17 protein-coding genes and 2 pseudogenes are annotated in these 21,693 nt (G+C 38.2%); 5 read left to right on the top strand and 14 right to left on the bottom strand.

The window, feature by feature from the left end; genetic code table 11:
• Window positions 1–537: 537 nt before the first annotated feature.
• The 7 genes from BR43_RS00165 to BR43_RS00135 all read right to left on the bottom strand — a co-directional run bounded on the left by BR43_RS00165 (window position 538) and on the right by BR43_RS00135 (window position 6,470).
• A complete protein-coding gene (locus BR43_RS00165) occupies window positions 538–1,089 on the bottom strand; it encodes a tyrosine-type recombinase/integrase (protein WP_034558135.1) in 552 nt (183 codons plus the stop codon).
• A 278-nt stretch (window positions 1,090–1,367) separates the two neighbouring features.
• A complete protein-coding gene (locus BR43_RS00160) occupies window positions 1,368–3,272 on the bottom strand; it encodes a heavy metal translocating P-type ATPase (RefSeq protein WP_034558133.1) in 1,905 nt (634 codons plus the stop codon).
• Window positions 3,273–3,469: 197 nt separating this feature from the next.
• On the bottom strand, window positions 3,470–3,703 hold the full coding sequence (locus BR43_RS00155) for a heavy-metal-associated domain-containing protein (protein WP_003103602.1): 234 nt from the start codon (window positions 3,701–3,703) through the stop codon (window positions 3,470–3,472).
• Window positions 3,704–3,849: 146 nt separating this feature from the next.
• Window positions 3,850–4,497, bottom strand: a complete 648-nt coding sequence (gene lgt / locus BR43_RS00150; protein ID WP_034558129.1) for a prolipoprotein diacylglyceryl transferase — start codon at window positions 4,495–4,497, stop codon at window positions 3,850–3,852.
• Complete coding sequence (locus tag BR43_RS00145) at window positions 4,482–4,820, bottom strand: hypothetical protein (protein ID WP_002300938.1); 339 nt, start codon at window positions 4,818–4,820, stop codon at window positions 4,482–4,484. Before BR43_RS00145 ends, lgt begins: the two co-directional genes overlap by 16 nt.
• 228 nt (window positions 4,821–5,048) lie before the next feature.
• A complete protein-coding gene (locus tag BR43_RS00140; protein WP_002293764.1) occupies window positions 5,049–5,753 on the bottom strand; it encodes a Crp/Fnr family transcriptional regulator in 705 nt (234 codons plus the stop codon).
• 144 nt (window positions 5,754–5,897) lie between these two features.
• Window positions 5,898–6,470 carry a Dps family protein gene (locus tag BR43_RS00135; protein ID WP_002292150.1) on the bottom strand — a complete coding sequence of 191 codons (573 nt, stop codon included), beginning with the start codon at window positions 6,468–6,470 and terminating at the stop codon, window positions 5,898–5,900.
• A gap of 660 nt (window positions 6,471–7,130) precedes the next feature.
• Here BR43_RS00135 and BR43_RS00130 point away from each other — a divergent pair.
• The 3 genes from BR43_RS00130 to BR43_RS00120 all read left to right on the top strand — a co-directional run bounded on the left by BR43_RS00130 (window position 7,131) and on the right by BR43_RS00120 (window position 8,349).
• Window positions 7,131–7,385 (top strand): type II toxin-antitoxin system Phd/YefM family antitoxin, encoded by a 255-nt coding sequence (locus tag BR43_RS00130; RefSeq protein ID WP_010620828.1) that lies wholly within the window; start codon window positions 7,131–7,133, stop codon window positions 7,383–7,385.
• Window positions 7,370–7,636, top strand: a complete 267-nt coding sequence (locus BR43_RS00125; protein ID WP_022797157.1) for a Txe/YoeB family addiction module toxin — start codon at window positions 7,370–7,372, stop codon at window positions 7,634–7,636. Before BR43_RS00130 ends, BR43_RS00125 begins: the two co-directional genes overlap by 16 nt.
• A gap of 392 nt (window positions 7,637–8,028) precedes the next feature.
• Window positions 8,029–8,349, top strand: a complete 321-nt coding sequence (locus BR43_RS00120; protein ID WP_087064520.1) for a plasmid mobilization protein — start codon at window positions 8,029–8,031, stop codon at window positions 8,347–8,349.
• Between the two features lie 172 nt (window positions 8,350–8,521).
• Here BR43_RS00120 and BR43_RS19365 read toward each other — a convergent pair whose 3' ends face one another.
• The gene (locus BR43_RS19365) at window positions 8,522–11,527 is read right to left on the bottom strand and encodes a Tn3 family transposase (RefSeq protein WP_084679661.1); all 3,006 of its coding nucleotides are present in this window, start codon (window positions 11,525–11,527) and stop codon (window positions 8,522–8,524) included.
• 184 nt (window positions 11,528–11,711) lie between these two features.
• Between BR43_RS19365 and BR43_RS00110 the strand changes: the two genes are divergently transcribed.
• On the top strand, window positions 11,712–12,296 hold the full coding sequence (locus BR43_RS00110; RefSeq protein ID WP_010051903.1) for a recombinase family protein: 585 nt from the start codon (window positions 11,712–11,714) through the stop codon (window positions 12,294–12,296).
• A 106-nt stretch (window positions 12,297–12,402) separates the two neighbouring features.
• Here BR43_RS00110 and BR43_RS19360 read toward each other — a convergent pair.
• Window positions 12,403–12,667: pseudogene (locus BR43_RS19360) on the bottom strand (PadR family transcriptional regulator).
• Window positions 12,668–12,937: 270 nt separating this feature from the next.
• On the opposite strand from BR43_RS19360, the pseudogene BR43_RS20380 reads away from it, so the two are divergent.
• Window positions 12,938–13,285 (top strand): annotated as a pseudogene (locus BR43_RS20380) (transposase); the annotation flags it as partial.
• 2 nt (window positions 13,286–13,287) lie between these two features.
• Here BR43_RS20380 and BR43_RS00105 read toward each other — a convergent pair.
• From BR43_RS00105 to BR43_RS00085, 5 genes are all read right to left on the bottom strand, one after another.
• Complete coding sequence (locus tag BR43_RS00105) at window positions 13,288–14,409, bottom strand: class C sortase (protein WP_034558116.1); 1,122 nt, start codon at window positions 14,407–14,409, stop codon at window positions 13,288–13,290.
• Window positions 14,406–15,602, bottom strand: a complete 1,197-nt coding sequence (locus BR43_RS00100; protein WP_034558114.1) for a class C sortase — start codon at window positions 15,600–15,602, stop codon at window positions 14,406–14,408. Before BR43_RS00100 ends, BR43_RS00105 begins: the two co-directional genes overlap by 4 nt.
• 85 nt (window positions 15,603–15,687) lie before the next feature.
• Entirely contained in the window at window positions 15,688–17,175 is a 1,488-nt protein-coding gene (locus tag BR43_RS00095) for a SpaH/EbpB family LPXTG-anchored major pilin (RefSeq protein WP_034558112.1), read from the bottom strand.
• A gap of 64 nt (window positions 17,176–17,239) precedes the next feature.
• Window positions 17,240–17,971 carry a pilin N-terminal domain-containing protein gene (locus BR43_RS00090; RefSeq protein ID WP_034558111.1) on the bottom strand — a complete coding sequence of 244 codons (732 nt, stop codon included), beginning with the start codon at window positions 17,969–17,971 and terminating at the stop codon, window positions 17,240–17,242.
• Between the two features lies 1 nt (window position 17,972).
• Window positions 17,973–21,632: a SpaA isopeptide-forming pilin-related protein gene (locus BR43_RS00085; RefSeq protein ID WP_034558109.1), complete on the bottom strand. Its 3,660-nt coding sequence runs from the start codon at window positions 21,630–21,632 to the stop codon at window positions 17,973–17,975.
• Window positions 21,633–21,693: the final 61 nt, after the last annotated feature.

The raw sequence follows: 21,693 nt of genomic DNA, 5'->3' as shown, positions 1-21,693 counted from the left end.
GGAATCAGTTATCAATTTTTCAGAAAAAAATTAGATTTTTTATGATCTGAAATACGTAGTTTTTCCGACGGAAAAGACGAAAAAATCCTACTTGATTTTACCCAAAAAAGGTCGTTTGCGCCACGAAGTGGCTAGCAAACATAGAGCTTACTAATCCCATATGTTCGAGCATAAAAATAGAAACCGAAAGCGTTTCAGTGTTTTATGCTCATTTCTGACCATTAGAGAAGAAAAACAAGGGGATAAGCTCGTAAAGCCGAAAATTGACCGACCAGGAGTCTTGGAGATTGCCAAGCAATTACGCGCAATTTGAAATAGTTTGCCGTGATACATGTATTTTTTCTTCTTGAGTCAGTTGTAAATCGTTTCTTTTTTGTTTTAATCTAGTCGCTAAATTCATATAATCTCCTTACATTTACTTTAGTGAATTTCTAGTAGTTTCACTATCAAAAGTCTTTATAATACTGCTCTCATAACACTAAAAGCCTTTTACATCTAAATTATAGTTAATAAAAGGTGCTAAAAAGGACTCAAAATTTAAAAACCTAATCTGAAATTTAACAAGGTTTCACTAATTTCGTCTTCATTGATCCCGATATAGCGTTTGGTGATTTTTTCGCTGCTGTGACCGAAAATTTCCATCAGTGTGGCAACGTCTTTGGTTTTCTTATAGTAATGGTAGCCAAACGTCTTCCGCAGCGTGTGCGTCCCAATATCGTCTCTTCCTAACAGCTTAGCGACCTTTTGAAACATCTGATAGACCGTATTGACTTCTAAATGACCGCCTTTGGTACTGGGAAACAAATAATCCTCTGGTTCCAAGTCTTTCGTGTAGTCCTGGATTAACTCCTGTAAGCTGCTTAAATATAAAATGCGTGTTTTTCCGGTTTTTTGCTCCACAATACGTGGGTTTTTCGAGGAAATCACGTCTTTTTTCTTTAATTTCACGATATCGGACATGCGCAAACCGCTATTAATGCCGATCAAAAACAAGAAAACGTCGCGTTCAGCGTTTTTGTTGCGTCTCAAACAGAATAAAAAGTCGTTGATTTCTTGCTGCGTTCGTAATGGTTGTACATTATAACTCATTGAAATGGTCTCTCCTCTCACAAAACAGATACATGATTTCGTTCATTATACCACGAAATCATGTATTGGACACCGGTATAAAAAAAGAACCCTATAGGTATAGGATTCTTGATACATGATTTTATCCAATTTCATGTGTTACAACTTAATAGGAATTTAAATTTTATTATTAGATTTTTTAAACTCAAAAAAGCGGAAAATCCCAGATTTAAAAATCTGAGTTTCCGCTTTTGTCATTTCAAGGATGGACTATTGTCTCAGCCTCTTCTAATTTATTCTTAAGATATTTTTACTTTCTCTGCAGGTGCTGATACTTCTTTTTGTTCTTTTCGACCTTTCAACTTATACTTCATTAATCTCATGGCATTGAAAATTACCACCAAGATACTACCTTCATGAACCAACATTCCGATAGACATATTCATCCATTCGCTGAAGAAGACGCTGGTCAACAAGACCAACACTACTCCAATTGAAATCGCGATATTTTGTTTCATATTATTTGCGGTGGCTTTTACTATTCCTAATGCGTGAGGCAAGTTGCTGAAGTTCGAGTTCATTAAAACGACATCGGATGTTTCAATCGCTACGTCCGTTCCGCTTCCCATTGCGATGCCAATGTCTGCTAAAGCTAAGGACGGACTATCGTTAACGCCATCTCCAACAAAGGCTACAATTTGACCACGTTGTTGAAGTTTTCCGATATAAGCCGATTTGTCTTCCGGCAACATGTGGCCGTGAGCTTCGGTCAAACCAAGTTCGCCGGCGACCACATCAACGGTTCCTTGGTTATCTCCTGAAAGAACGACTAGATTTTTCACGCCCAAGTCTTTTAATTCCTGCAAATTAGCTTTCACACCCGGACGGACTTGATCGCGAATGCCCATCAGTACTTTTAATTCACCGTCGACCGCTGTCAAAACGAGAGAGTTCCCTTGTTGTTCAAACCGTTTGACATCTTTTTGCACTTTTTTGCTGAGAGTGACATTTTCTTTTTCCATCAAGGCCACATTCCCAACAGCCACTCTATGTCCAGCTACACTTGAAACGATTCCGCCGCCTTTCACGACTTCAGTTCCTTCAACAGGATAAAAATTTGTTTCTCCAATTTGATTTAAGACCGCTTTTGCTAATGGATGATCTGATTCCCGTTCCACACTGGCCAGATAGCCAAGCGTTTCAGCAGAATCTTTTTCATACAGTTCAGTCGCTGCAACGGTTGGGTTTCCGACAGTTAAAGTACCTGTCTTATCAAATACAATTGTATCCACATTGCTGAAGTCTTGAATGACTTCACTCCCTTTTAAAAGAACACCGTTACGAGCACCATTCCCAATACCGGCAACGTTTGAGACAGGCACTCCGATAACTAATGCGCCTGGGCAACCTAGAACCAAGATGGTGATTGCTAACTCAATATTTTGACTGAACGCCCATACAACAATTGCCAGAACCAAGACAGCTGGTGTGTAGTATTTAGAAAAGCGATCAATGAACCGTTCCGCTTCGGATTTAGAATCTTGTGCTTCTTCCACGAGTTCAATAATTTTTCCAAATGTGGTGTCCTCACCAACTCGGTCAGCTCTGATTTGAATCGTTCCGTTTTCTAAAATGGTTCCTGCAAAAACTTCTGCATCAGCTAGCTTGTTGACCGGAACAGCTTCACCTGTAATGCTAGCTTCATTGATATGCCCTTCACCCGTAAGGACTGTACCATCTACTGGAACTTTCGCACCCGTTTTAACGAGCAAGATATCCCCTTCATCTACATCATCCACTTCTACTTCTTCAAATTCGCCATTATCCATTTGTTTCAAGGCGCTTTCGGGTGCCATTTCAGTCAATTCTTTGATAGCAGATCGCGTTTGGTTCAATGTTCGTTGTTCCAAGTAGTGTCCGAATAAGAATAAGAACGTGACAATAGCCGATTCTTCATAATTTTGAATAAAAAGCGCACCAATCGCTGCAATACTGACTAAGACATCAATACTGATGACTTTGACTTTCATTGCTTGAAACGCTTGAATGGCAATTGGCGTAATCCCAAAGACAGAGGCGATGATCAAAGACCACTCTGAAAGTCCTACGTTTTCTAAAACAAAGTGACTGAAGAAACCGAGTACGATTAACAATCCACTGATGACGGTGATAACATTTTTCTTGCTTAATATATATTGTTGCATGCTTTTTCCCTCCAAATTTAATTTCTCTTTTATTGATAAACACAGTATAAGATAATTGCCTAACTAATTAATTGACTGACATCAAGTTTAGAAAGTTCTCTTTTATCGTTTCTAAGCACCTCGAATCGGATTGCAACAAAAAAAGCAATCCTGGAAAAATAGCTTTTCTTCCAGAATTGCCTAGTTCATTTAATCTGTTAAGCGGCCTTGACTTTTGCTTTAAGGACCGGATAGCCTACGTTTTCGATAGCTTTTTGAATCTCTTCAATCGAAGTGACAGCTGAATCAAAATTGGTTTTGACTTTGCTGGAGTTGAATAATACTTTAATGCTGTCTTTATCAATACCGTTAACTGATTTCACGGCACCTTCAATTTTTTGCATACAACTTGGACAAGACAACGTTTCTAATTGCAATATAGCTTTTTCCATAATTCCTATCTCCTTTATGTGTTTTTATTTTATCGGCAGCAGATTAATGAACACTGCCTTTTCCTTTTTACAACTGTAGTATAGCTCACTTTTAGCAAACGAAAATTGACACATATCAAGTTTTGCACTTCTTTTTATCTTTTTGCTCAATTCACCATCTTAATAGTCTTTTTCTGCCCCTTATTGCCATCAGAATAATAAGAAATTGGTGGATAATCTTTTCTGCGTATAAACCATACTACAATCGCGCCAATAAACAGGGCCAGAGACAAGGCTTGCGAAACGCGGATCCACTCGCCAATCCATAAACTGTCCGTTCGCATACCTTCAATGAAGAACCGACCCACTGAGTACCACAAAACGTAACTCAAAGCGACTTCTCCTTGACGCAAAAGCTGTTTTCGGTTCCGTATAGTGACGATGAGGACAAAGCCCAACAAACTCCACAATGACTCGTATAAAAAAGTCGGATGGTAGTAGGTACCATTGATATTCATTTGTTCAATGATAAATTCAGGTAAATAAAGATTTTCCAAGAATTGACGAGTAACCGGTCCACCATGAGCTTCCTGATTCATAAAATTGCCCCAACGACCAATGGACTGGGCTAACAATACATTGGGCGCTAAAATATCAAGAACGAGTGCCAAAGAAGTACCTTTTTTCTTTGCTTCCTTGGTGCTCAACTGGAGAGCCGCTAATATGCCCGCTGCAATAATGACTCCATACCAATGAATCACAACAGAACCAATCTCCACCACATGGGGATTCAAAACGCCTAATACGAATCCCATTCTATTTGCTCCATTTCTTCAATTTTTCGCGTCATTCTAGTCATGGTGATGCTGAACAAGATTCCGGCTAAGCTCCATGGAAACCAAACAGTGAATACACTTTTATCTCCCTGGTCACTCGCTTCGTAATACGCCACTTTTCCGTGTCCGATTACACCGGCTCCTTTTACAACTTCCTCTTCTTTTTCCATAGCTAACCTATCTGCCTCAACAACGTTAGACGTTTTTGCTTCGCCGCCAATCGTGTTCTTGGTGAAAGGGACGACAAAGAATGCACCCGCTGCTGACAACGTGATGGCAACTATCACCCAAAAACAATGCACATTCACCCCTACTTATTTTTACGTTTTGTTCGACAACCCTATCTTAAAGAAAAATAAAACAAAAAAACTTGAGGGTTATCATGTTTGTGCTTTTATTTTTCCAATGAATGAAGGTCGTTCTGTCTTAAAAAAGCCAAAAACGGACAGATGGAAGCAAAAGCACTGAGTTCTGTCCCGTTGTTAATGAAGAGCGACAGAACACCAACGTGTAGAAAAAAGTGTGTCCGATTATTCGCTGTAAAGCAATAAATCATCTAAATCCTGAATCTTGATCCTTTTCCCAGACAGCTGTTGAATCAATCCCTCGTCCTCCAATTCTCCAAATTTGCGACTGATGGTCTCAGGTGTCGTTCCTAAATAGGAAGCAATGTCCTTTTTTGCCATCGACAGGGTGATGGTGGGAGAGTTGCCCATTTCAGGTTCCACATTTTCTGCCAAAAACAAAACTAAACGGGTAATGACACTCTCCACGGCTACTTGTGTCGTTTGACGTTCTGAACTTTCTAACCGTTTAGACATTTCCGCCAATAGTTTTAAAGAAATAGCTGGGTATTGTTCCAGAAAATCTTGGACATCTTTTTGCTGAATCATACAGACAACGGTATCTCGGGTTGCTTCGGCATATTCCTCGTGTACTGCATCCGGGTTGAACAAGGTCCATTCTCCGGTGAAATCACCAGGGTTCAAGATCCGCACTAGCTGCTCTTTGCCAGAGTCTGCCAATCGATAAATACGGATTTTCCCACGATTGATAATATATAAAGTATCCTCTTTTTCTTGTGAACGAAACAGAAACTCTCCTTTTTGATACTGTTTCGTGTGGGCTTTTTCAGCAATGTAATTCATCGCGCTATCCTCTAAGTGATTGAATATTGGAACCAAGCGGATACAGGCTGCGTGGTCGCCAATTTCATGATGGGTATGTTTAGTCAATTCATTCTCCCCCTTTATTTATTTTGTTTATATTCGCTGCTTTTATTATATAAGTCTCTTACTACAAAAAAATTGATGCACATCAAGAAAATGGAAAAAGGACTGGAAAGAATTCCAATCCCTAAATCAGCTTCTACTTTTACCTTAATCTTCATCCTCATCAAGAGCGTCATCATCTTCTAATGCTTCTTTACCAATGAACGCTTGCAGCATCCAAATGTTCTTGTCTAAGTCATTTTTAAAAGCAATCAATGTATCTTCTAAAGCATCGTCACCCTCGTCTTGAGCTAAACGAATCGCGCGAATAGTTAGGTCACGAGTGCTTCTGAAGTCCTCGATAATATTTTCAACCATGTCTTCTGCTTTAGCGTATTTATTAACTGCATCTTCCGAAAGCATCGAATATTTTTCAAATTCAACCGTTGTCGAAGCAGGTTTATGCCCAGAAGTAATTAGACGCTCCGCAAGTTTGTCGAACCATTTTTCATTTTCGTTATACAACTCTTCAAATTTTTCATGCAACGTAAAGAAATTGGCTCCTTTTACATACCAGTGATATTGGTGCAGTTTCACATGTAATGTATGCATGTTGCCTAAAAGATGATCCGCAATGGCCGCTGCATTAATTTTCGTATGATGAACATGTTCCTTGTGTTCTTGTTCTTCTTGCAATCTTTCTTGGGGTGTTCTTTCTTGAGTAGCTTTATTTTCAGTCATGATTTATTCCTCCTATAATTTTCGTTTGTTTAAAATAGCTTTCTTTGATTCCTCCTTTTTCTTTACTGAATTTAGTATAGGATAGATTTCCGTTAAAAAAATTGACGCTCATCAAGAAAAGTATTTCTTAATAGACGCCAGGCTTCTCTATTAAATTCAACTGAAATAATCAAAGGAATGAAGTCGTTCCCTCCAAACAAAAATTTCATTAAAGTAGGGCCTAAAAAAAGAATAGCAACTATACTTTGTCAAGAGACCTGACTGCTATTTTTTTGCTTGTTATTCTTCAATTACCAAATGTCTTGCCTTGCAGTATATTTAATGCTCTTTCTCACTAGTGTTGCATGCAACACTAGTGAGAAAGAGTATTAATAAGATTAACCTAGACGAATAACTTTACTTTATTTATATCATACCATAAATAAAAATTGAAAAGAATTTTTTTATTTATTTTTAGTAGATCGATTAATAGGAGTTTTAGCTTATGGAATACCTATATTATTAGTTTTGACTGGTTTTTATTTTTATGACGGTTTGTCAAATTAATCTCTTATTTTGCAATACATGATTCTAAGCAATTTCATGTATTCACAACATCTTTGACGTACTTAAACAAGTACGTTACAATAGTAAGAAAGATGTTAAAGGGAGGAATAGCTTATGTCTATCGTAAACCCTAGCCAAGCTAGAAAAGTCTTTTATCAACTATTGAAAGACGTCAATAAAACTAACGAACCCATTTATATCTCTGGCAAAAACGAAGAAAGTGAAGCCGTTATGGTCAGTAAAAAAGACTGGGACGCAATTCAAGAAACATTATACCTTCAATCTGCTGGCGTAGCAGATGTGATCCACCAGCGTGAACAAGAAAATGAGTTTGTTGCATTGGAGGATATCGATTGGGATACTCTATAAAGTTAGCAAAATCAACAATGAAAGACCTTAAAAATTTAAAATCGGCTCATTTAGAGCAAAAATTTAAAGATATAATGGAAATTTTAAAAGAGAACCCGTTTCAAAATCCACCGCCTTATGAGAAGCTAGTCGGAAATTTAAAAGATAACTATTCCCGACGATTAAATATTCAACACCGAGTGGTTTACTCGGTTGATAATGACGCAAAAGAAGTCATTATTTGGTCGGCTTGGACGCACTACGAAAGATAGAAATTCACTTTTTTAAAAGTGAATTTCTATCTTTTTTTTATGTAATGAGCTTGTCTTTTTTCGGACAACTACCGAAAAAAGACAGTGCATAAAGGGCCATTTTTTTCGACGCAAACGACGAAAAAAAACGGCTTGATCTTGCAAAAAAAAGAGACCGAAATGGACACATTTCCCGTCTCTTTTTCTGGCTCAAAACGGACACGTTTTGACCATGTTTTTCAGGGGGATTGGGGGAGCAGCGCGTCCCCCAACAAGGTCGTTTGCGCCACGAAGTGGCTAGCAAACATAGAGCTTGCCAAACCCCTTAAAGAAGCATAACACTAACAGCCAAGTGCGCCTTAGTGTTATGCTTCTTTCTGAACGACAGAGAAGAAAAACAGGGGGTGGGACTAGTGAGCGAACGAGAGATTTTTGAGGCCCCTTTTACGGAGGCCAAACCGAAGCGAAAAGAGCCGAAACAAATTAGCTTTCGAGTGAGCGAATCCGAATTTGAAAAGTTGAAGCGCTCCGCTGAAATTTTTCAAATGAGTGTGCCGGCTTTTGTAAAAAGCAAGGCACAAGGGGCTAAGCTCGTCACGCCGAAAATTGACCGACCAGGAGCCGTGGAGATTGCCAAGCAATTACGTGCGATTGGGAACAATGTCAATCAGATGGCACGAGCAAACGAACGCAACCGAATTAGATTCGAATTTAGCCGTCAACCTAACGGCTGAATTGCAAAAGATGGGGTCAATGGAACATCTTAACGAAAAGTTGCGGTATAATCGACTATTAAAAAATAGAAACGCTGATTTAACAGCATTTCTATTTTTTTTAGACTTTAAGGCTCCAAAATTGTCTGGAACAATCGAACGAAAAGTTGCGGTATCTTTATAAACACGAACATTAGAGAGAATCAGGTGTTTTTAATGGTCGTAATGATCCGTCTTCTAGACCTTGATTATACTGGAATGAATATTTACCAACAAAGTTTATATGCTCAAATAAAAGTGGAGATAATTTTCCTATAAGTTCTTCTGAACAGTCATATCCTTCTACTTTCATCTGCTCCAATACTTTTTCAAGATACAGTGTATTCCAATAAATTACTGCATTTGTTACAACGCTTAAAGAGGTTAACTGCTCCTCCATTCCATCAATATAAGTTTGATATAATTTTCCATTTCTTCCGTAAAATATACTTCTGCAAAGTGCATGACGTGATTCACCCTTATTTAGCTGTTCAAGTATTTGACGAGCATAAATTTCATCTGAAAGATAGCGTAGTTGATGTTTGGTCTTATAAACCTTTCCATATTCTGTAATTGCTTTTCCAAGTGAAGTTGGTTGACCAGATCGTTGTAACGCTCGAGTTAGTTCAGTTGCATTGACTTTACCAGATTTCAGGGAACCTGCTACTCGAAGTATATCTTCCCAATGTTCTTCAATTAAATCAGTGTTAATTCGACTTTTAGTAACATCATTCAATAAACCATAATCAGCATTTTTTTCAATTCTCCATAGTTTGGTACCATGTTTATTCGCAATTCTAGGACTAAATTGAAAACCTAGTAGTCCAAATAATCCAAAAATAAGGTCACTATATCCAGCTGTATCTGTCATTATCTGAGTGGGCTGTAATCCGCTGGTTTGATTAAGAAGTCCCTCTAATAAGTAAAGAGAGTCTCTTAACGTGCCTGATACAACCATTCCATGGAAACCAATATAATGATCTGAAACAAAGTTATAGAAAGTGATTCCTCGGCCTTTGCCAAAGTATTTTGGATTACTAGCAGAGTAAAGTGATCTTTGCGGTGTTATATACCGAATTCCATCTGCAGACGCCATTTCTCCATTTCCCCAAGCAAGAGCCAGTTCCAATTTCTTATGTGAATGAATAATTTTTTGATTAGCTGCAGTTAAGGTATCAATACGTAAGTATTGATGAGCTACATAGGTGAGCCTATCATACTTCAAACTATCAATATTATTTTTGGAAACTGGAGAAAATCCAATATTACATGATTCCGCTAACAATACTGCTAAAATACTAATATCTAACTGTTTCATTCTGGATTCTTTCTCATTTAAATGTTTAAAGGATTGAGTTAACCCAACTCGTTGGTTTACTTCCAATAATAAATCGGATAAATCAATGCTAGGCATGAGTTGGCGCACACGTGATTTAAACTCTTTTTCATTAGGCTGCTCATTTCCCTTTTTCAAATTTGAAACAACTACTTTTACTTCACCATTTATTTCTTCAAGCCTTGCCATATTAGATGCATCCCAATTTGATTGTGTTTCTATAAAAGATAGAGACAAATCTTCGCTTAATTTTTGTACAGCTAAGGTGCCTGAAGAAGGTAAGTCAAGTTGAGTAATCAAAACTTCCCGTTGCTCTATCCACGTAGAATCATCCAATAAATAGCTCATTGGGTCTGCATATTTTTCACTATTAGTAACAAATATGTCATGCTTTTTTAATCCTTGAAAGAGAAGTTCTAGCCCAGCAATTAACACGCACTGATTTACTGAAGTGGGATTTTCATGTATATAATATTGCCATTTTTTAGATAAACAGGGTTCAATATCATAAAAATGGTCTAGTGTTATTGGTTTTGGAAAAACTTCTTTTATCTTTTCCCAAACGACTAAGCTATCTGCCCCGTAATTGTTACCTTCAAAGTTAATGGATAAAAGAATAGAGGGGATGAACTTTTTAATTTTCCTGAATGCTTTGCGAAGTTCATTAATTGCAATGGGTTCTTGCTCGTTACGAACAATATCCTTAACTTGAAAAATGGCTGCATCCATTTCTTCTTTTTGAAATTTATCTGAAATAACTTTTCGAATTTCTTGGTTAGTAATGGATTCGTCAAATAAAAGTTCTACAATTTTTGATAACGTAAGAGCAGCTCGATCTAAATCTTTTATTGTTCTCATTCGATCTTTTATTTCTTTATTTTTTGCACGTCTAAAAATAGCATCTACATATTTTGATAGTGCTAAAAGTTGTTCGTCCATTGCTTTTTTCTGATGTTCATAAACAAATGCCACTAAATGAGCTATTTGGCGATTTAGTGGCATTCTTTGTATAGCTTGAGCTTTTGCTTTGAAAGCATAGCTGGCAAGTTTTTTTAATTTCCCTTCAGGAATTACAGAAAAGTCCCAGTTTTCTGTATGAAAAGATTGGAACATAATCAGTCTATTAAACCCACGAATAAGCTCCTTTTGACTTTCGTCAATCAAAGGGCTTCGTAAAATATCCATTTTAAGCGTTGCACCACGTATAGGCTCACCAACAAAATCAAATAATTCTAACAAACGTTCTACCTCTGATGTAGCAGGAATCTCAGAAAGTAATTTATAGAGTTGTTTTTCAGAAGAATCAATAATTTTAGATACAAAGCGTTCAAAAGTAGAAAAACCTGGTAAAATAATTTTTTCATCCAAACATTTTTTTAATAGCATATCAAAAAGCATATTATCCGTCTCAGTTGTATACCATGACCGATCAAGTAACCAATCAGATAAATATTTTTCTACTGCATTATCAGTAAATAGTACATAGTTATAGTAGTCTTGTATAAGTTTCATATGTTGCCAAATTGTTTGTTTACGTGTGTACCCATAAAATTCCTTGTAGTCAATATTTAGTTGCGCAGCTAAATGCTGAATGACCACTATTGGAAGTGTTTCAAAATCAGATGTAAAGCATCCGAGGAACCTGACGGTTCCTAGTTGAACTGCGAATCCTAATTTTGTGGACGATTTTTTCATTTTTGCAATAACCTCTTTATCAGAATCATTTAAATAAAAGTAGAGATTAAGTTGTTCTTTAGATGGCTCATTTATAAATTTCCCAAATCCTTCTTTGTGGTGTCCCTTCAATTGTTCAATTTCTACCATTTTAATCCCCCTGAGTGGTTACCAAAAACCAATGTTTTTGTAACCTCATATTTTTTGAAACTCGATACTGAATAACTAGCTTTTCTAAGTTACAAAAACTAGTTATAAATAAGTTTACAAGAAACACTTGCAAAAATATAGTTATTTACCGATAATAAAGTAAAAGAGCATCAGGAGGAATTATATGATAATAGGATACGCAAGAGTGTCAAAAGATGAGCAACATCTAGATCGACAATTAGATCAGTTAAAAAAATATGGAGTTGAAAAAATTATTAAAGAAAAATATACTGGAACAAAAAAGTCACGGCCAGGAATTGAAGAACTGTTAAAAATAATCCGGACAAATGATACAGTAGTTGTAGAAAGTATTTCTCGACTTGGTAGAAATACTTTGGATATATTGACTCTTCTTCAGCACTTAGAAAAAGAAAAGGTAGAATTCATTTCGTTGAAAGAAAATATGGATACTTCTACGCCTACCGGAAAAGCAATGCTCCAGATGATGAGTGTGATTGCTGAATTAGAGAGGAATTTATTAGCCGAGCGTGTAAAAGAAGGAATAACTGCAAGCAGGAGACGTGGCGTAAATATTGGAAGACCAAAAATTCCTCAAGAAAAATTGAATTTAGCAATGAGAATGTATGACAGTGGAGATTATTCGATTAAAGAAATTCTTGAATCTACCACTATTTCTCAAGGAACGCTTTATCGAGAAATAAATAAAATGAAATTGAAAAAAATAGAAGATATAAAAAACGAAAGCTAAGTTGTTACTCCAACCTAGCTTTCGTTTTTATACCGCAACTTTTCGTAAAGATGTTCCATTGACCCCTAGTTAATCAAACAAAAAACAAGAACGAAAAACAAAGGCCTCATCGTCGCAAAGAGGGTAAAAATCCCTTTAAGAGATTTTTACCCTCTTTGCGACGATGAGGTCTACTTGGAATTTCTTCTATCAAATTAAGCTTAAGTAAATTTTCAATCGCTCCATACATAGTTCCTGCTGCTACCTTAACTGATCCATCATTTAACTTATCAATTTCTTGAATAATAGCATATCCATGAACGGGTGTAGTTAAAACTAAAATAATATAAAAAAGTTCTTTCCGTTAAAGGTAAATATGGATTTCTAATCATACAAAGAAAGTCAAGTATTAGAAAAAAGTTCACTAGGATAATAGTCTAAGATTCTATTAAAAATGCAAAAGATCAAGTGTTCACTTCGCTCTCACTGCCCTCGACGTTTTAGTAGCCTTTCCGTAACTTCGTTCAGTCTAAGCCAACTAAAAGTTTTCGTGCTACTCTCTCCTTCACCCTAAAAAATAAATCGAGTTGTGTGTCTGTTTTCGGCCATTTTGATATCTTATTTAAACTTTCTTGAATAAATGTACGCTCTAAACGAGGTCACTGGAACATCTGTTTCAAGCCTTTCGTGTAAGAATGATGAAAAAGCTGCAATTAAAAGGGCTCAAAAATGAAGCACAGAAACTGAAAGTAAATTGGCGTTTCTTAACTAAAAACAGATGGAATATGAAAAAACTTGGTATAGTTTCCGTGCACCTAAATTCCCACTTCTTACAGAAAGTTTAGACGAAGAATTTAGAAAAAACTACAAAATTTACTCAAATATAACGAAGGTATACGAAGTGCATTGATTTATCCCCATACCAATGACAAAATAGAAGCTAAGAATACCCATATTAAACAATGAAACGTGTATCTTATGGATTTAAATCATTTGATAACATGAGCATTTTTTATTTGACTTCTAGCATTCTTTCTTCTTTTAACATAACTTTTTTCTTATTTATCTTCCAAATCTTGGATGGCCTCTTTTTTTTCTTCAAACCAAACTGCACCAACCAACTCTTGCCCAATTTCAAACGATAGCAATCCCCTGGTAGATCGGTAAAAGTGACTTGTCCGGTTTGATCTGTTTGTTTTTGATAGGCTTTTCCATTACGCCGCAGGGCCTTTTTCCCTTTTTTATCATAGAGTGCGATTGGTGTATGTTCTGCCACGCCTTCTAAGCAAACAGTGAAATCAAAACGCACTTTCCGCAGTCGGTAACGGGCGATCACATGATACAATTGATAAATAGCGGCTAAGATCAACAGGGCCGTCCCCGCCAAGATAGCGATTTGTTTCAACTTACGAAAACGATCACCTTTGACTTGTTTTTTCTCGGCAGCCGGTGTATATGGCACGCGTTTTCCTGTGACTAACAAACGGTGACTATTGATCATATAAGGGGTACAGGTCATGAGCGTCACCAAGTCTTGGCCTGGTTCGATCTTTAAAACCGAAGTCTGATCTGGCGTCACGACTTGGCTGTCGAACACTTCATAAGCCAAGGTTTCCCCTAAGACATTTAGCAGAAAAATATCACCGTTTTTAAGCTCCGGCAGATTGGTGAAGAGTTCCCGTTCTGGCAAGCCACGATGAGCCGAGATCACCGCATGGGTACTTGCGCCACCAACAGGAAAGGACGTGCCATCTAGGACCGTCGCACCTTGTTCCAATAAATCATCATTGGTCGTATCAAACAGCGGTAACTCAATGGCCAAATCAGGAATATTGATGGTCCCAATCAAATGCTTTTTGTAATAAGCAGCTGAAACCGTACCGCCATTCGGATTCGCAAACGGATCAGCACCCGGAGCTAACCCACTTTCGCTCAATTTACTATTTTCTTCCGCCAGTCGCTTGCGTTCGGCTTCAAATTCTTTCTGGCTTTCCTTCAAATAGCGATCGACGCGCACTTGATCGATCACATTATTCAACGCATCGACATAAAAGGGATAGAGCATGGTCAAGATGCCGACCAAAAAAATGAGGATGATCGCAATTTGCGAGCTCACTTGCCGATTTTTCTTCATTTTTTCGCTCCATTCTCCAGATAATAAGTAACTTTCTTACCGTGCTTTTTCTTCGTGACGCGGCTTAAAACAAACTGCCGATCTTTTAAACGGCGGACCTTGCCCTTAACTGGTTTTGTCGACCCATCGATCGCCTTGGCATAATAACGACCCCCTCTGATCTCAGGGAAAGACACCCATCCATCCACCTGGCTTACAGCAACTGGTTGGTTAGTGACATCTGTTGCCCAGCGTTTTTTACGCACTAAGGTAAAAGTCACGCCTGCTTTGGGTTGACCATTTTCCAATAAGTAAAAACAAAAGTCATAACTGTGTTTGCCACTTTGATAATAGACGAACTTGCGATACATCCAATAGAAAATCATGGCAAAGAAAAGCGGGATCAGTAGTAAATACAAGCGAAAACGCCGTTCGACCGCTTTTTTGGTACTGGTCACTTCCTCCGCCATTTCCTCCACATAAGGCACACGGTGTCCAGTGACTAATAAACGATGGGTATTGATGCCATAAGGTGTACAAGTCAATAAGGTCACCAAGTCCCGCCCCGGTTGGATGACCACTTTGTCGATATCCGACGGTAAAACGATCTGGATGTCATCGACCGCATAAGCCAATTTTTCCCCAGCAATGGTCAAATAAAAATCATCGCCAATCACCAACTTTTCTAAATCTGTAAAAAGTTTACGTTCCGTCAAGCCACTGTGGCCTGAGATCACCGAATGGGTACTATCGCCACCGATCGGATAAGACGTTCCTTGTAAAATCGTCGCGCCTTTTTCCAAAAGAGCAGCATTGGTTTCATCAAATAAAGGTAAGCTGACCGAAATTTTTGGAATATAGATAGCACCCACGGTATGCTCTTCATAATAGGCTTTACCCGGATCTTTGGCATCATCGACCGCATTTTCAAACGGGTCTTCTACCAGTCCCATGCCAGGAATATTGGTCATGTTCTTACTTTCAGCTAGCTCTTTATTTTTTTCGGCCATTTCTTGGTACCTTTTTGCTTGTTCTTTGGTATTTGTTCCGGCCATCTCAGCCAAGTTTTTTTCCATCATCTTTTGGTCATAATAGGAATTCACCGCATTGGACAAAAAGGGATAGCTGAAAATAATGGCACCGGTCGTAAATAAAATCGCCATTAGCAGTTTTAAAATCAAATTGATCCGTTCATTTTTTTGGCGCTGATCCATGCTTGCACCTCCTTCTCCCTATTTAAAAGAAAGAAAAGGCAACTTCAAGAAATGAAGCTGCCTTTTGCTATTTTAAAACTATATCTTAGACTTCAGCTTGTGTTTTAGATTTCTTGAACCAAGCGTAAGCACCGATCATAAGAGCAGAACCGATAATTAAGAAGGCATAGATCCCGTTACCACCTGTTGATGGAAGCAGACCTTTAGGCGTGTTAAGAACAGACTTTAGTTCTTGACTGCCATATTGACCGTGTTCAACAGTGAAATCGACATCTTCATCAAGTAACACATATTTATCACTTGAAGTCGCTTTTTCTTCTAATCGATAGCCACCATTTTTCAAACCAATTACTTTCAACTCACCTTTGTCGTCAGAAACGATTTTCGTTGCTTTTGCTTCATCAGTCGTCCATTCTTTAAAGATATATTCACCTTTAGTGTTTTTAGCATCTTCAAATATTGCAAAGTTAGAGTCTTGTTTTACGACAAATTCCGCACCAGATAAGGTTGCACCAGATTGTGAATCTTTTTTGACGAATTTATAACCACCTGTACCAAATTGTGTTGGAGGTGTAATTTTATCTTGAAGGTTGTTACCAATTTTTACTTGGGCACTATTGTTTACTAAATCGTCAGGATTTACTTCAGCAGTTAATTTCATTTTGTAAGTAGCAATCAATTGACTACCAGCTAATTTTCCTACATTTTCACTTTGTTTCAAAGTAACAGTAAATCCGCCAGTTGCAGAATCTTCAGCTAATTCATAGTCAGTTCCAGCTACTAAACCAGTTGCTGCAAAAGAATCTTTTACATAAGCAAGTCCAGCAGTTGGCGTATCAGTTACAGAGTAAGTGACGCCATCTTCCAGAATGTCCGCAGGAATATTTAAAGTTAATTTATATTCGATTTCATCGCCAGTTGTAAGGTTATGATATAAAACATTTCCATCAGCACCCTTAACTTCAGTGAACTTATCTAAATTGGCAACTTCTTTTTTATCAGTCTTGGTTTCGTTCTTTGGATAGACTTGAACGTTGGTATTGATTGTATCTGAATATTTGCCATCTTTAAACGTATAGATTGGCATTGCTAAAACGATTGGAGCGGCTTTTGTCGTTACGGAAACATTGCCTGGCGTGCTTGTTTCAACAAACATATAGACTTTATCTTTGTCACCGTCTTTTAAAGCAAGTCCTTCAAAAGTTGTTTGACCATTGGCATCCGTTTTTTGTTCTGCTTTTGCTACAGTTGTGTAATCTGACGCATTATCAGCAATTTCTTTTGTTGCTTCTGCTTGTGACTTACCACCTGCAATCAGAGCAAGATAAGCATCTGTTACATCATAGGCTGTAAAGCCGGCTCCTTCAAGTGGATCTCCACCAAAGTCCATTTCTTCCCCAGTATTTTGCATGGAACCTTGTGCTGGAGCTTCGCCATCTTTCCAGATTCGTTTGTTGATCGTTACATTTGTCGTTGTTGCTTCAGCAGCACTTACTGTTTTCGCACCAAACACGCCGGTGAATAAAGGCACTACAAGTAGTGCTGCAAAAAGTGTTTTCCATAATTTCTTCATTTTCTAATTCCTCCTTTATTTTTTGTACAATATTCCAATAGACCTTAGTCTTTTGTACCTTTGATTAATTGTTTCGTACAGAGTGTTTCCGCCATAAAATGATCGCCGTACCGATCAAAAGAATCCCCAATATACCTAGGAAGGATTTTGCTTCACCTGTTTGTGGAAAGCGTTTCTTCGGTTTACTTGGTTTTTTAGGTTTAGTTGGTGTCACTGGCTTTTCAACGATTGTTTCCACATTTTTAGGATAAAGGTGAACGGTAGCTAATTCTTTGTCCGTATAGGTTTTACCGTCTGTGCTCATTTCATATACTGGTAAAGCCACTACTAAGGGTTCGGCCGCTTTTTCGACTTTTACCTTTTCAGGATCAGGCAATGCCGTTTCAACAATCAGGTAAACCGCATTTTTACCGCCACTGCTTTTAGGTAGTTGGGTAAATTTGATTGTGCCTTTTTCATCAGTCAGGCCTTGTTCTCTGATAATTTTTTGATAATCAGCAACATTTTCTTGAATCATTTGAATAGTTGTTGTTTCGTCAGAGCCTTTGACCAATTTATAATAATCCTCTGTAATGTCATAAATCGTAAAGCCGACCCCTTCGATTGGATCTTTGATATCTTGATCGGCCGCTCCCGTATTTTGAATAGCTGCATCAGGTGCTTGGTCCCACAATTGTTTGTGGATCACAATATCGATCGTCCCGTCATCCGCAAAGGCTTGTTGCCCCGTAAAGATCCCTACCAGCAAAGTTGAAAGAAGTAAGGTGATTTTGATGAACAATGATTTATTCTTCATCTTAGTTCAACTCCTTTCGATTACGGTAGAAGTAGCAGATCGTAAGAGCACCTGCTGCTGTGACAAGAGCTAAGGCTACTATGATGAAAGTCTGTATACCTGATCCGCCGGTTGCTGGCAGTTGTCCTTTGGGTGTATTAGCAACCGTCAATTCGATGACGTTATTGTCCTCATCTTTTAGATTTACTTTGATAGCATCTTTATCAAGATCCTTACCATCATAAGTCACGTCGCCGACAGTTCCGTCCGCATTTATAGTGACCTCGAAAGTCCCTTCTAAAAGGACAAACCCTTCTGGTGCTTTCGTTTCTTTGATAACGTAAGTTCCTGGACGAACACCGTAATGATTACCCGAAGCATCTAAAAACTGACCCGTTCCTTCATCATTGGTCTTCAGAGTAGCCAAAATCGTATTGGAATCCTCTTTTGTGGCTAAGCTGAATTCAGTATCTGCTAATGGTTTGTTGCTTTGCGAGTTCTTTTTAAGAATTGAAAAGTCAAAATCACGCAGTTCATTGTATTTGATTAAAACAATCTTATTATCACTCGTTAAATAGAAACCATCTGTCGTTGGTTTTGAGTTAGCGGTGATTTCTTTGCCATTTGCATCAAGTAGTTTCCCAGCGCTATCGATTTGGAACTTAAAGACTGTATCGTCTTTCTTATAGCCTGTCGGTACCTTCGTTTCTTCCAAGCTGTAATAGCCTGGTGCCAGGCTAGCAAAAGATTTGGCATCATTTCCGATCAAATCATCACCGACAACTTCACCATCATTCGTCCACTTATCGCCATATTGCTTCAACGTGAACTTCGCACCGTCTAATGTTTTACCACTATCTTTATTATATTTTTCAACCAATAAAGGACGTTTGGTAAACTCATTTTCAATGGTGTACTTGATAGTGTTGTCTTTGATTTCAATACCCGGTACAGCATCGTTGATGGTTACTTTACCTTCTGCACTAACGTTGACTTTCCAACTAGTTGTAGTAGCCGTATGTCCAGCTGGTGGTGTAACTTCTGTCAATGTATACTCAGTATTTAATTGCAGCTTGTACTTATCATCAGACAACGTATAGGTTCCATCCCCGTTGTCCTTAAGTTCAACGCCTGCATTTGGCAAACTACCTCCACTTAGTTTAAAGACTGCTCCTTTAAGAGGTGTCTTTCCTTGATCAGAAATTTTAGTGATCTCTAAAGCAAGTGGTGTGTAGATTTTTTTATTGGTCCAAATGGTTGTAGCAGCATTACTTGAAGATTCATAGCCATTGACCGTTGCTTCTTCAAAGCTATAAGCAAAATCTTTCCCTTTATTGTTGAATTGTGGCAACCAAAGCGATTCAGTAGCTCCTTGTGTTTCGGCTACTTTTTCAATATTGGTCTTTTCCCAGACATTAGTATCTGTAGCAACATCGCTTTTAGAAAGACGAATAAAACCTTGCTTCCAAGAATTGCTCTCTGTGGTATCTTTTCGGTTCAAGGTGAAATCAAGAGAATCGGGACGTTTACTCGTATCCTTATCGTATTCTTCCCAAATCTTTTTCAGATCAAGTTTCACCCCCGGTGCCTTTGCGGAAGGAACGCCAAAGTCTACTTTATTATCCGGATTGTCTCCGTTTGGTGTCAAAGTTGTTTGACCATTCATCGGATACCATTTTTCCGGCGTGAAATCTTTATCTTCTGTATTGATACGCACTTGATAATGGATCTGAATTTCTTGATCTTTGCCTAAGTTCAACTCAGTAGTGGTCACTTTACCATTCGACTGGTTTACGGTCGGTAAATTCGTTACAGCACTATTCCCTGTACTGATGCTCTTCACAGTTGGAGTGCCTTCATAAGAGAACTGATCACCCAAAGAATCATTGATCGAACCATTGACTATGGTGTTGAAAGATTTCACTACATTTTTAGCTTGTTCATTCAAATAATCAGAAACATCGTCTGTTGTTTCAGCATCTTTATATTTACCCGGTGTAGCGATAAGACTTGCTCTATCGCGAACTTGTTGTTCAGTTAAAAAATCTCTATCCTTACTCAGCTGAATTCCCAGCGTGTGGATAGTTAAGCCCGCATCTTTGGCGATTTTAGCTGCTCCTAATGTGGCCGGCCAAGTACTATCAATATTTGTTCTATTTCCCCAAGAACCAACCGCATAACTACTATTGAGTTTAGAGGTAGTGCCTGGTTCATCCAATCCATTACCAAATTCAGTAGCATAGGTAGTCCCATCAATCGTTTGCGCAGCGGTTACCTTCTTAGAAAAAGTAGGAACCCCATCGGTCAATACGATCATCATTTTGTTTTCATTGGAGCTTCCCGCAAGCATCTGCTGACCTTGCTCGATCCCGATTTGAGTGTAAGTGCCTCCTGTAAATTTTGGTTTTAAAGTATCATTGATTGCATTTATATGACTAGTATCCGAAACTTTACCTATCGGTACAGTAAGATAACCGTTAGCCCCTGTTACATATCCTGGACTAGAAAATCCGACTAAACCAACATTGACGTAATCCCCAATGCCTGCGTCTTTAATGGTTTGCAAGAAATTTTTCACACCATTTCTGGCTGCACCAGCACGATCATTCCATCCGTTACTTCGACTCGATTCCATACTTCCTGACATATCCACTATCAAAACAATATCAACTGGTTTGATATCTTGTTGCTCATTACCTTTTACATTCAAATAAACGTCGTAAAGCCCTGGTTCACTCGCTTCTTTGGCATACTTACGAATGGCAAAATCTGTTTGTTTTTCACCATACTGGATATAAGAATGCGTTGTGTCCGATGGATCGCCATTCCAGCTAGTTACACCATCCCAAGTGGCAAAGTTGCGTTCCTTGTTCCCTTGGTGGTTGATCACATTTGTTTGCCCAGCTGGTTGCCAGCTATTAGTCGGATAAGTTCCTTTTGTGGCATCTGTCGTATATTCTGGCGCAATATTGCTGTAATTAATGGAAGAAAATGCACTTATTCCACTAAGATATTCAAGTTTGCTAGCGCCCACTGTTGCCGTCGAGGCATTTATCTCAGACGACGTTGCTTCACTGGCTTCTTCCGTTTGTGTCGTCGTTTCGGTCGCTTGGCTACTAGTGGTTTCTTCAGCTGTTGTCTGAGAAGTAGCACTTACTTCTGTCGTTTTTTGTGTAGCCACTGCTGGTAATTTCAACGCATGCGGACCTTCTACCGCACTAGTCAAAATATTCTTGTTAATAGTGACAGCTTGTGTTTCATCCGTTTTTGTTGCATCGGCTTGAATTTCAAGAGCTACCTTGGAGACATTTAGCACCGTTGTAAATGAAAGAGAACCCTGCGATTGTTTCGAAAAATCTTTTTCCGCAAACCATTGGTCATCATTAGTAGCAAAACTGGCATCTTCATTAAAAGCTATTGCTTCTCCATCAGCCGTCACTTTGAATTTCAGTGCTTGATCATTGCCATCACTTGCGACATCTTTTTCATACTGTAATTTCCAATTTAAAGAATTTCCATCTGATGAAACAGAGGAACTGACTTTTAAACCTGATTGATCTACGATTTTATCCGGCTGAGTTTCTATAGCCTGTGCGATACTCGAATAAGCAGTCAAGATTGGCGGGATAAAGCCCATCAAAATAGCAACCATCATAAACCAGACCGATTTTTTCTTCTTCATTTCTTCCCTCCTCAAAAAAACATGATATCTATTCTTAAACAAAATTTAAATAGCACTACCT

The sequence above is a fragment of the Carnobacterium gallinarum DSM 4847 genome, from assembly GCF_000744375.1.
GTDB classification, from domain to species: Bacteria; Bacillota; Bacilli; order Lactobacillales; family Carnobacteriaceae; genus Carnobacterium; species Carnobacterium gallinarum.
The sequence above is the reverse complement of the archived record's forward strand: the minus strand, read 5'-3'. Positions and strand labels throughout refer to the sequence as shown.